We start from the raw sequence: 11,993 nt of genomic DNA on the forward strand, positions 1-11,993 counted from the left end.
CAGCAAAAATATAAAAACTTTTGAACATGAGAAAGACAATCGCAGCAATTTTAGTAATGTTATTTTTGGTAACACTGTCATATGCTCAGGATACCGAACTCAAATTCCTCATCAAAACATCGTATGGCGATATTAAAATCAAACTTTACAATGATACGCCATTGCACAAAGAGAACTTCTTAAAAAATGTGAACAACGGATTTTACAACGGTTCCACATTTCACCGTGTTATTGCCTCCTTTATGATTCAGGGCGGTCGCGGTATTAATGGTGCCGACGATTGCGGATGGACTGTAGCTGCCGAAATTATGCCCAATCATTTTCATAAAAAAGGTGCATTGGCTGCCGCCAGAATGGGTGACAATGTTAACCCGAAAAAAGCATCTTCAGGTTCACAGTTTTATATTGTGCAGGGTAAAAAATATACCGATGCCGACCTCGATGCATTTGAAGCCAGAACAGGAAAAAAATACACCAAGGAGCAGCGCGATGCTTATAAAACAATTGGTGGAACACCTCATTTAGATGGCGATTATACAGTTTTTGGCGAAGTATATGAAGGACTCGACGTTGTCGATAAAATTGCAGCCGCAAAAACAGATGCAGGCAGCAAACCGGTTGAAGACATAAAAATGACCATTACTCAGATAAAGTAATCAACCCACTTTATCTTTTGATCATGAAAACCTGTCTGGACACACCGGGCAGGTTTTATTTTTAAATTTTTAGATTCGGACAAAATGCACGAAAAAATCAAACAGTACCTGCAGGAAATTGAAGATATTTCAATTGAAGGAGAAAAAGAAATCGAAGAATTCAGGATAAAATATCTTGGCAAAAACGGCTTGGTTACCGGACTCTTTACCGACTTTAAAAATGTAATTCCGGAGGAGAAAAAGCAAGTGGGCGCCATGCTTAATAAGCTTAAGACTGCCGCTGCCGAAAAAATAGAACAGCTAAAAACAGAGCTGGGCTCAGGAACAGGTACCGTTGCCGCCGGCAAAGACCTTACGCTTCCCGCAACAAGCGCAGTGCTTGGAGCGCGCCATCCGATTTCACTTACGCGTAAAGAGATTATTTCCATTTTTGCACGTCAGGGTTATACAGTAGCAGAAGGACCTGAGATTGTTGACGACTGGCATAATTTTTCCGCACTCAACTTCCCGCCCGAGCACCCCGCACGCGATATGCAGGATACTATTTTCATTAATAAAGATCCCGATGTTGTGCTGCGTACTCATACTTCATCAGTACAAGTGCTTACAATGGAAAACAATAAGCCGCCCATTCGCATCATCGCACCGGGCCGCGTTTACCGTAATGAGGCCATTTCAGCACGCGCCCATGTTTTCTTTCATCAAATAGAAGGTCTGTATATCGATAAAGGCGTTTCATTTGCTGACCTAAAACAAACGCTTCTTTACTTTGCTAAAGAAATGTTCGCTGCCGATACTAAAATCCGCCTCAGGCCATCTTATTTTCCATTTACAGAACCATCGGCAGAGATGGACATTTCATGCAATCTTTGTGGTGGAGTGGGCTGCGGCTTTTGCAAAAAAACCGGATGGGTTGAGATACTCGGTTGTGGTATGGTCGATCCCAATGTGCTTGAAAACTGTGGTATTGACAGTACCATCTATTCGGGTTTTGCATTCGGAATGGGCGTTGAACGCATCACAAACCTGAAATATCAGGTAAAAGACTTAAGAATGTTTTCCGAAAATGATCTGCGCTTCCTGTCGCAATTTGAAACCGCGTTCTGATGAAGACCGAATTTCCCGACGGGCTGAAGAGAGATGCCGTATTGTGCATTTTAAAGAGCCGGGGCCGCACTTTAATGCTGCTGCGCAACAAGGAGCCCAATATGGGTAAAATGCAGCCCGTGGGCGGTAAAATCGAAGCCTGTGAATCACCTTATGATGCAGCCGTAAGAGAAACATTTGAAGAAACAGGTCAAAAGGTTACAAACTTCAGGTATTGCGGCATGTTAGTCGAAACATCACCCGTAAAGTACAATTGGACCGTATTCGTCTATCAGGCAGAGACAAATCTGTTTGAGCCCTTGCCTTGCAATGAAGGCGAACTGATGTGGATTGATGAAAATGATATCGACAATTACCCGATTCCCGAAACAGATAAATTCCTGTTCAGATATATAAATGAGCACAAAACATTTATGTTCAGCGCAGCATACAATGCCGAACTCAAACTGCTCGAATTATGCGAGGAGATTGAAAACAAGGTGGTTTATCACAATCCGTTATAACCGCTAGTCTTTGTAAACCGGCAGCGAGAATGTGAATGTTGTTCCTCGGCTCTCTTCCGATTCAAAACGGATGCTCCCGCCGCTGTTCTCTATAATGCTTTTTACCATGGCAAGCCCAAGACCCATGCCTTCGGTTTTTGTAGAAAAATTTGGTGTGAAGATTTTCGATGTCATATCTGAGGGTATGCCGCATCCATTGTCCGTAATGCTTACCGAGTAATTGTCATCCTGCTTCACAATGCTAATTGCAATAAGACCGCCTTCATCCTTACCTATTGCCTGTACTGAGTTTTTCACCAGATTGTTCATTACACGCAATATCTGCTTCTCATCAGCCATGATGTAGAATGGCTGATGATTTTCCGGCATTATCGTAATACGGATATTACTCAAATCACCGTATAAACCGGCAACATCTCCAATAATCTTGTACAAATCCACTTTGCCGTTCTCGGGACGCGGCATTTTGGCAAAATCTGAAAACTCGGTAGCGATTGCCGAAAGGTTGTCAATTTGTGCGACTACTGTTTTTGTAAATCGCTCCAGACGCTGTCCCCAATCGGGCACGCCATCTTTCCATGCGCGCTCCAGATGCTGTATGCTTAGCTTCATGGGTGTAAGCGGATTCTTTATCTCATGCGCCACCTGCTTGGCCATTTCGCGCCAGGCGCTCTCCCGTTCACTGCGCGCAAGCAATTCAGCGCTTTGCGCCAGCTCATCAATCATACGGTTGTATTCATTGATGAGATTTCCAATTTCATCTTTGCGCAGCCAGTCTATTTTTTCATTTTTTCTGCCCAGTTTCACGTGGCTTATCTTATCGCGTATCAGCGCAAGCGGGCGTGTAATGCGACTTGCAACAAGCAGCGCAATGATAACCGATATCGCAATCAGGAAAACATAAATATTGATAAAGGCCATAAGGAATAGTGTCAGCTCTTTTTTAAGTTCACCCTCCTTGGCAAAATAGGGCAGATTCAGGTAGGCTATCAACTGTGCCTTATTATTGTAAAATGGCACGTATGCCGAGTAATACTCAAGGCTGCCTATGTTCTCCTTATGCACATAAAGCGTTTTGCTGTTGTATGTCATTTCACCGTATGCCAACGGATTCATACGCATTGAAACCAAGCCTTCAGTGAATATTTGCGGACGCGATGTGGATATCAGATTCCCATGAGTATCATACAGATTAATATCAGTGAAAAAGACATTGGAAAACTTTACCAGCAGGCTTGATAAATAACTCTCCTGTTCCGGGTTCATGGTGTCAATATCCGATACCTTATTTTGCAACTCTATCATAATAGACATGGCTTTCTCGCTGATAATATCCGTATTCTTGTTTTCATTAAGATTGCGGATAAATAAAACGGTCGAAATACCAATTATAATAAATGACACAAAAACGATGGAGATGATTGAGAACTGCAGCCTGTTCTTGAAATTCAGATGAACATTGTTCAGCTTCGGAGGGTAATTGATGATGAAGTAAAACAACAATAATACAATAGTGAAAAATGAAAACAGTATCGAAAACGGTGCCGCAAGGTCAAAAATGTTTCCGCTTTTTTTGCTTATGATAAGCGTTGTGGAGCGGTCGTATTGGCTAACCAGATGATTGTAGCCATTCTTATGATAGAAGCGAAATTCGCCACCAATGCTGTCAGAGGTTTCCTGATGCATGGAATAATAATATTTCCCGTAAGCATCTATCAGCTCTGTGTTGCGGTACTTGGCATATGAATAGCTCGACAAATCGGTGTTCAGAAATATTTTTTTATCAATTAATAACTCCGGATAACCCAGCCCTTTCGGAATGAATTTCGAATTTAATTCAATGTATAGTTTTGTGGAAGTTGCCGAATCTCTCGCAAAATCAATAGCCGCAATGTAATTATTCCCCCCGGTACCATAGTTCAGCAAGTACAGAGAGCCTTTGCCTGCCGGCTTTCCAATGTTTTTAATGAGGTCTCCGAAATATGATGCACAGCTTGTTTTTTCATAATTTGGTTCTATAAGGAGGCTGTCGGCCGGGTTGCAAATTGTGAACTGTACCTTGTATTTATCCCAGTAACCAACAAAATAATTCTTCAGTAAATAGTCTTTTATTTCATGGTCATTCTGAGGATAATTACGCAGTGAGCGCGCCAGCGTTTCGTCCGAACGAATCTTGCTTTCTATACCTTCAAAAAGGTATTCGGCAATGGGGTCCTGCCCCGAGGTGAGTTTCTGCGCCAGCGATTTGCGCTTCTCATGTTCTTTGAACCGGTTCGAAAAATACAGAGTGTAGGAAGAGATAAATGAAAACAATAACAATAGAAAAACTACTTCCGATAGCCTGAATGTGAAAAATGTTTTTTGTCTGTACGCCCTGGTTACGCCTAAAAATGCCATAAATACTGCAATTTCAGCGAGCAGTGGCATCCTGAAGATTAAAATTAATGCGGCAAAGATAACTCCCGAGGTAATGTAAACCGGCAGAAACTGACGTCGGCTGGGCAACAAAGCATAAATAAATGAAATGAGTTTAAGGCCAATGAGACAATACGCGAATAAAAGCAGTGCAATTACTATAAAACCGGCAACACTGTAGTGATCCAGATTAAAAATATTATTCAGGTTATAAGATATTGTTGAATCAAGAATGATACTTTGAATGAGCGTTGTCTGATAACAAAAGAAAGCAAAAAGGAAGGTTATTAGTACGAAAGCAGCTGTATTCCTTGGTAAACGTGGCATGCGTGCTGCACCCGACGGTATGTGGTAATTTCTGAAAAAGGCAACTGATATTGCAAGGAAAACTACCGTGTTGAAAATAAGATCGCCAAACGATGGTAAGAGCTCAGAGGCTGCAAAATAGAAGGGACTGAAAAGCTTTAGATGGTAAAGCGATTCAGGAAAATGAAACACAAAGCTTACGGCCCTCAGCAACAATATTTCAATGGAAAAAACGAATATAAAAACATTGGGTTTGTAGCGAGGCCAGATAATATTTTTATGTGTGGTGTAGAGAAATATTATCAGAAATACAAAGGCGGCAAGGAATAGTGCAAAGCACACCAAACTCTCGTTTTCGTTCAGATTGCAGCCTTGTTTTAACTGAAGCGAGAACATATATTTTCCGTTTCCCGAAAAAATATCATTTCCATTTTTAATGGTATCAATAGTGGCCGAAACCGGTACATGAAGTTCCGCGTTGAATACGTTAGACAGGTAGTCGTTCTGATAATGATATTCATGTTTTACCATAATGGCGGCAACATGCGTGAACGCGCCGGTCTTTACCTTCATTATTTCATACCAGCCCGGACCTATCTGTGCAAATTCACAGTCGAAAATAATTTTGTTGTACACACCTCCGGCCGGAATGCTGTTATCTGTCCAAAAAATTAAACTGTCATTTTTATACGTGAAAAGTGAAATATCCATTTCGGAACATTCTTCAAAAAGCTTTTTATCCGAAAAAGCGGATTGTTCATTTCCATGCAAAAAATTTTCAGCCAGTCGCGAAAGCAAAAGTTTAGTTCTTGCCTCCCGCTCAAGAATGGTTTTTTGAAATGAAGAAGTCAGATAGGGACCGTCATTATTTTTTTTGTGATAATGATATGTCAAAAAGAAATATAGTACAAAAAATGCGATACTAAAAGAGAGGGTGATCAGCGAGCGACCAAAAAATGCCTGTTTTGTCATAAATATGCTTTAATTTATTGTAAAACAATCAAATAGAAGCGACTTTATTTCATGCGTTTTTATGCATTATCTCCGCAAAATCGAGTCAGTATATTATATGAGGGTGAAAATGCAGCACAGGGCTCGGTATTAATTTTCCGGACTAAAATTTGAATGCCCGAGATAAAACTACGAATAATTTCAATTTACGGCCTTTTTATTGAAAACATAGATGAGGCTGGAGTAGTTCAAATTGTTTTTCTTCGCATATCTATTCGAGGCGCATCCGTTCTTTATCGCCCTGAAAATATTTTTACTTCCATGGAGATATTTTTCACTCAACAGAGAAACATAGTACGAATCGAATTTCATAGGTATGGTTTCTTTAAGTTCGAAACCATGTTTTTCAAAAAGCAGCTTGCAATTGTTTTGGGTAAAATGCCAGAGATGTCGTGGAACATCATAACCCGCCCAGAATTTTCCGTATTTTATTGCATCTGCCGAATCGCAATTTGGAAGTGCGATGAATAATGCGCCATCGTTTTTAAGTATACGGCTCAACTGATCCAGCCTTTGGTTCAGCGCCGGAACGTGTTCCAGTACGTGCCACATACTTATTACATCCTTACTTTGGTCGGGAATAACCATTATATCAGCCTCATCGCCAACGTCAATACCGTTGGTCCGAACAGCATATTCCCGAGAGTCACTATCGGGTTCAATACCCGAAACCGTATACCCCTTTTGCTTAAGAAATACCAGAAAGTCGCCTGTTGCACAACCGATATCCAGTACATTGGTTCCCCTTGACAAACGGCGTATGTATGAAAGTTTCTTCCCAAAGTTATAGTTCCTGATGAATCGGTATACAAATGTAAACAAACCTTTACGTGAAGCATGGTGTGATATATAATCGTCTGATTTATAGTACATTGCAAGCTCATTACCTGCCGGCTGTGGGTTTACAAACCGAAACTGACAGTTCATGCATTCTAAAATAATAAAATCTTCCTGAGTCAGAAAATAGTCTTTGACCTCAAGGTGGGTTTTATATTTTCCGGAGCCACAAACCGGGCAGGTTGAAAGTGTCGTCATGTTCGTTTTTGTTTCACGTGAAACATAGTTCTTGGTGAAAATTACCGTCCCAAAAATACTAAAAGTACAGAAATATCGGCAGGAGTTACGCCGCTAATTCTACTCGCCTGTCCTAAATTTACCGGACGGATTTTTGTGAATTTTTCTCTTGATTCAAGTGAGATGGATTTTACTGCTGAATAATCAAAATCTGCAGGGATTAATATGCTGTCGTATTTGCTGAATCTGTCAACAAATTCTTTTTCCTTTTGGATATAGTGCTCGTATTTTATCAAAATTTCAGCCTCTTCTATTATTTCATCGGTGATATTTTCAATAGAAGAAATGAAGTTTTGAAGCCTTGAATTTTCTAAAATGAGGGTTTTAAGACTAATCTGTGGACGTAATATCAGGCTTGAAAATTTGGTTTTATTTGCCAAAACCGACTGCTCAATGGAGGTAAGATATTCATTTATTTCTTGCGGAAAAACACTTTCGGCACTTAAAAAGGCAATAAGATCTTCAACCTTTTTATACTTTGAAATGCTGTTTTGATGCCTTTCATTATCGGCAAGACCTGCCTCAAAACCAATTTTTGTCAACCGCGAATCGGCATTATCCTGACGTAATAATACTCTGTATTCTGCCCTTGAAGTAAACATGCGGTAAGGTTCGTCTGTGCCTTTTGTAATCAAATCGTCTATTAAAACTCCAATGTAAGCCTCTGATCTTTTTAGAACCAGCGCCGGAATATTATTCAGTTTATGATGAGCATTGATACCGGCCATTAGCCCCTGAGCAGCGGCTTCCTCATAGCCGGTTGTGCCATTTATCTGACCAGCAAAATACAGGTTCTCCACCAGTCGTGTTTCAAGAGAATGTTTCAATTGTACAGGGGGAAAGTAGTCATATTCTATGGCATATCCCGGTCTGAATATCTTCACATTTTTAAAACCGGGCACTTTTGTGAGCGCATTATATTGTATATAATCCGGCAATGAGGAAGAGAATCCGTTTACATAATATTCAATCGTATTCCAGCCTTCAGGTTCTATAAATAACTGATGGCGGTTGCGTTCTGAAAAGCGTTCAATTTTATCTTCAATGGAGGGGCAATATCTTGGTCCACGCCCTTTAATTCTTCCCTGAAAAAGGGGCGATTTGTCAAAACCTGTTCGCAGAATATCATGAACCTCGGGGTTGGTATAAGTCATAAAACAACTCCGCTGCCGGGTTAAAAATGGGGTATCGGAAAAGGAGAATTTGCCTGGCTGCTCATCCCCTTTTTGTTCATCCATGAGCGAAAAATCCAAAGAACGCCCATCAACCCGAACCGGAGTTCCTGTCTTTAATTTTGCAGATTCAAACCCAAATGACATGAGATTTTCGGTAATTCCAACTGAAGCAAACTCCCCTATCCGACCTCCTGAAAGTTTGGTTTCACCAATATGTATGGTTCCGTTTAAAAAAGTTCCGTTTGATAAAATCACGGCTTTTGACCGAATAGTTTGTCCAAGTTTGGTAGTTACGCCACACACTTTATCGTTCTTTACAACTATACCCGTAACGTCATCCTGCCAGAAATCCATGCCTGTAATTCCCTCAAGTGTTTCCCTCCATTTTATAGAAAACATCATGCGGTCGCATTGAGCTCTTGGGCTCCACATGGCCGGACCTTTACTCCTGTTCAACAGGCGGAACTGTACCATGCTGTGGTCGGTAATTATGCCGGTTTGTCCGCCCAAAGCATCAATTTCACGAACAATCTGCCCTTTTGCAATTCCTCCGATAGAAGGGTTGCACGACATCTGGGCAATTAGGTTCATATTCATGGTAACCAGCAGCACACTAGAGCCAAGCTTAGCCGCTGCGGCCGCAGCTTCGCATCCGGCATGACCGGCACCTACTACAATAATATCGTATTCTTTTAGCATCTTAATTTGCGTTTCACGTGAAACAAGGTACAAAATTAATGCTTTTTACCCGTGTTAACAGGTATTAGTTGTGTGCTCTCTAAACGCAACAGCGTAAAGTCAGGATTGAATAAATTTTCGGGAGGTTTGTCAGGGTGTAATTTCGGATTCTCAGGATGTCAAAATACCCACGATGCACCCTGAGCTTGTCGAAGGGTGCGAAATGTTTTGATATTTATACGTCAGAATTAGCGGGGTTCAAAAACCTCAACCCGGATATCATCAACATAAACCGGTTTTTTACCGCGGTGCCAAATGTAAACAGCCAGGCGATCCAGTTTGGAACGGACTTCAGGAGTCTGGTAATCGAATGAAATGTAGTTCCATTGATTATACTTAACATTGGAAGTTGAAAGACCGAACGTTTTGTATTTGTAGTTTTGTCCCTTGTGTAAAAAGGTTATGACAAGTTTGGGCAATTCTTCGTTGTATGAACTATCAATATAAATATAAGCTCCGGCTCTGATCCAGGCATAATCTTTATCTGTAATTCCATAATAACTTATTTCTGCGCCCGGCGAAAAATTGTATGTGCTGTCGAGACGCAATGAATGCCTTCCATTGTAAAAGTGCAAAGAATCAATATGCGATGAAAAGTTGGCATTCGCCCTTTCAAAATCCCAAAATGAAATCATTTTATAATTATAATCCTGCTCATTCCTGAAAACTTCTGTGGATTCAACCGAGCGTTCAACGGAAAGTAAATTCAGATCTTCCGGATGAATAGAGGTGCGTCCGAAAATAGAAAGATAATAACGGGCGGTCATTCGTTCGCTGCTGATAATGCCATTGGAGAATTGCCATGTCTGGAATAAATTCAATAAAATGAAAAATGCAAAAAAGAAACCTGAAATTGCCTTAAGCATACGCTTCTTTTTTTGAAGGGCAGTTAACAAATATCCGAGGGGCAAAGCCATAAAAACATAGCTTGAAACAATGGCGCGTGCGCTGAAACATCCTCCGGCATACCACCAGCATGTCCAGCTTGAAATCAGATAAAAGTTGATAACCATATAAACCAGTATTGGCCAAAAAATATCTTTGTTCCGTTTGTATAAACTAATAAAACCGAAAATTGAAAACAGGATAATGGGTGTATAAATAAACCATCCTTTGCGAAAACTGAACAGGAAATTTAAGATGTGCGGACTTAATAAATCAAAGCCTTCTCCGGCATTATTATAACTGTAAAAAATCCAGGAACCGGTATATCGTTTCCAATAGAACATCTGCGGAAGCACACATAATACAAAAACAAAACCTGCTGATACAATCTGCCATTTTTTATTCCACAACAAATTCATTTTATTTCTAAAACTTAATTTGTCGGTAATGTTCCACAATAACGGAATGAGTATTACAATGCCTTCATTTGGGCGCACCGCAGTGATGATTCCAAGCGTGAAACCAATGAGCAACATGTATTTAATGCGCTGATTTTCATGCCATTTAATGGTGTAAAAGGCAAGAATTGCAAGCATCATAAACAGTATATTATGGGTCATTACGCCGTTATTGGCGGCCTGATTAAAGTAATTGGTTCCCAGACATATAAGTAGAATAATGAGTGTCGAAATTTTATCAGAAAAGAACTTTATAAGGACTTTCCGGAAGAAAAATAGCCCGATTAATGTGTAAACCAGGCCCCCAAATGCAATAGAATATTGATATGGAAGGGAGAATCCATCAGCGGCAAAGCCCATATTAAGCGCGAACACATGACCAATCAGAAAAAAAGGTGCGTAGAACATGGCCAGTCCTGAGGAGTACTTCATAATCCACATACCGGAAGGCAGTTGCCAGGCCTGATATAATGTAGCCGTAGGATGATATTTTTCCATAATCTCATTCAGCCAGCTCATGTTCTGAAGGCCCAAATCGTGATGCAGAAAATAGGCGGGTAGATAAAGATAATATCCCATCACATCCCAGGTCAGGGTGTTATTATGGGGATTAATGAAAAATATTATACTAAATATAATTGCTAGCAGGAGGATAGCAACAAAGGACCATTTATTTTTTGGAAGTAATTGCATTGTTCCCGGGCTTGTTTGGACGATTTAATTGAATGAGGAGCAAAGATATATAATAATCTTCTTTCTTCTTCATATCGGCCCGGAGCGCCGTTGTAGCGTCATCATATCCGGCAAGGTGCAAAGTGCCATGAGCCATTACCCGGTATAGTTCATGGTAAACAGTTACCTCAAATAGTCCTGCATTTTCGCGCACGCGGTCAATGCTGATAAAAACGTCGCCCGTAAGGCAATCGGTTTCATTATAATTGAACGAAATTACATCGGTAACGTAATTGTGTCCAAGATATTCTTTGTTGAGTTTGCGGAGGTATTTGTCGCTGCACAGAATAATGTTTACCGTGAAACGTGAAACGCCTTCGGCCTGCAATAATTTGCTGAGCCAAAGGCGCAATATTGTTTTGTGCTTAGTTTGAAACGGGGTATCTTCGGTAAAGAACTTAATCGTGTTAGCCATCAATGTATCAGCTGCCTTGATTTTTCTCTTTTTCTTCTTTTTTTACTGAAGTTTTGGCGTATTCATTAAAGTGTTTCATACGCTCAAGGTAAGTGAGCTGATTTATGGAAGCAATAAGGAATATCAGTTCAATGCGACGGCCATTATCATGGAAATTCACATTATCGGCAAGCGAACGAATCAGAAAGATACCGGTACCTTCAGTGCCGGTGCTTTTAAAAATATCGGTAGGATCAGGAACTGCGCTGAAGTCAAAACCTGCGCCCTGATCAATAACTTCAAAGCTAAGACCTGTTTCACGTGCTTCAAAATTGACAGTTACTGTTTTTGACGGGTTGTTGTTATTGCCGTGTATAATGGCATTTTCGACAGCTTCCATAAGAGCCACGAGGATGTTTCCGAAATAGGTATTGTTGATGTTATAGTAGTCGCAGATATCTTCAACAAACCTTTCGATGGCGTGAATATTCTTTCTGTCGGACGGTATTGATATGGTTTCTTTTTTCATAGAATTAGAA

9 protein-coding genes are annotated in these 11,993 nt (G+C 40.5%); 3 read left to right on the forward strand and 6 right to left on the reverse strand.

The features are described 5' to 3' along the window. Positions 1 to 26 precede the first annotated feature (26 nt). The 3 genes from WCM76_08130 (at position 27) to WCM76_08140 (ending at position 2,266) form a co-directional block, all read left to right on the forward strand. Entirely contained in the window at positions 27 to 656 is a 630-nt protein-coding gene (locus WCM76_08130; GenBank protein MEI6765595.1) for a peptidylprolyl isomerase, read from the forward strand. An 84-nt stretch (positions 657 to 740) separates the two neighbouring features. Then, positions 741 to 1,763: a phenylalanine--tRNA ligase subunit alpha gene (gene pheS, locus WCM76_08135; protein ID MEI6765596.1), complete on the forward strand. Its 1,023-nt coding sequence runs from the start codon at positions 741 to 743 to the stop codon at positions 1,761 to 1,763. Then, a complete protein-coding gene (locus WCM76_08140) occupies positions 1,763 to 2,266 on the forward strand; it encodes an NUDIX domain-containing protein (protein MEI6765597.1) in 504 nt (167 codons plus the stop codon). Before pheS ends, WCM76_08140 begins: the two co-directional genes overlap by 1 nt. 3 nt (positions 2,267 to 2,269) lie before the next feature. On the opposite strand, the gene WCM76_08145 is transcribed toward WCM76_08140, so the two are convergent. The 6 genes from WCM76_08145 to WCM76_08170 form a co-directional block, all read right to left on the reverse strand. After that, positions 2,270 to 5,698 (reverse strand): ATP-binding protein, encoded by a 3,429-nt coding sequence (locus tag WCM76_08145; GenBank protein ID MEI6765598.1) that lies wholly within the window; start codon positions 5,696 to 5,698, stop codon positions 2,270 to 2,272. 441 nt (positions 5,699 to 6,139) lie between these two features. Then, positions 6,140 to 7,033, reverse strand: coding sequence for a class I SAM-dependent methyltransferase (locus WCM76_08150; GenBank protein ID MEI6765599.1), 894 nt, complete (start codon positions 7,031 to 7,033; stop codon positions 6,140 to 6,142). Positions 7,034 to 7,074: 41 nt separating this feature from the next. Further along, on the reverse strand, positions 7,075 to 8,946 hold the full coding sequence (gene mnmG / locus WCM76_08155) for a tRNA uridine-5-carboxymethylaminomethyl(34) synthesis enzyme MnmG (GenBank protein ID MEI6765600.1): 1,872 nt from the start codon (positions 8,944 to 8,946) through the stop codon (positions 7,075 to 7,077). Between the two features lie 227 nt (positions 8,947 to 9,173). Next, positions 9,174 to 10,907, reverse strand: coding sequence for a hypothetical protein (locus WCM76_08160; protein ID MEI6765601.1), 1,734 nt, complete (start codon positions 10,905 to 10,907; stop codon positions 9,174 to 9,176). Between the two features lie 91 nt (positions 10,908 to 10,998). After that, the gene (ybeY, locus tag WCM76_08165; protein MEI6765602.1) at positions 10,999 to 11,475 is read right to left on the reverse strand and encodes an rRNA maturation RNase YbeY; all 477 of its coding nucleotides are present in this window, start codon (positions 11,473 to 11,475) and stop codon (positions 10,999 to 11,001) included. Positions 11,476 to 11,482: 7 nt separating this feature from the next. Next, positions 11,483 to 11,983, reverse strand: a complete 501-nt coding sequence (locus WCM76_08170) for an ATP-binding protein (GenBank protein ID MEI6765603.1) — start codon at positions 11,981 to 11,983, stop codon at positions 11,483 to 11,485. Positions 11,984 to 11,993 lie beyond the last annotated feature (10 nt).

Source organism: Bacteroidota bacterium, from assembly GCA_037133915.1.
Classification (GTDB): domain Bacteria; phylum Bacteroidota; class Bacteroidia; order Bacteroidales; family CAIWKO01; genus JBAXND01.

Bases quoted from the DNA above. Each gene is read 5' to 3' on its own strand.
- WCM76_08130 (MEI6765595.1), top strand. From the start codon at position 27: ATGAGAAAGACAATCGCAGCAATTTTAGTAATGTTATTTTTGGTAACA.
- pheS (MEI6765596.1), top strand. From the start codon at position 741: ATGCACGAAAAAATCAAACAGTACCTGCAGGAAATTGAAGATATTTCA.
- WCM76_08140 (MEI6765597.1), top strand. From the start codon at position 1,763: ATGAAGACCGAATTTCCCGACGGGCTGAAGAGAGATGCCGTATTGTGC.
- WCM76_08145 (MEI6765598.1), bottom strand. From the start codon at position 5,698: ATGGATATTTCACTTTTCACGTATAAAAATGACAGTTTAATTTTTTGG.
- WCM76_08150 (MEI6765599.1), bottom strand. From the start codon at position 7,033: ATGACGACACTTTCAACCTGCCCGGTTTGTGGCTCCGGAAAATATAAA.
- mnmG (MEI6765600.1), bottom strand. From the start codon at position 8,946: ATGCTAAAAGAATACGATATTATTGTAGTAGGTGCCGGTCATGCCGGA.
- WCM76_08160 (MEI6765601.1), bottom strand. From the start codon at position 10,907: ATGGGATATTATCTTTATCTACCCGCCTATTTTCTGCATCACGATTTG.
- ybeY (MEI6765602.1), bottom strand. From the start codon at position 11,475: ATGGCTAACACGATTAAGTTCTTTACCGAAGATACCCCGTTTCAAACT.
- WCM76_08170 (MEI6765603.1), bottom strand. From the start codon at position 11,983: ATGAAAAAAGAAACCATATCAATACCGTCCGACAGAAAGAATATTCAC.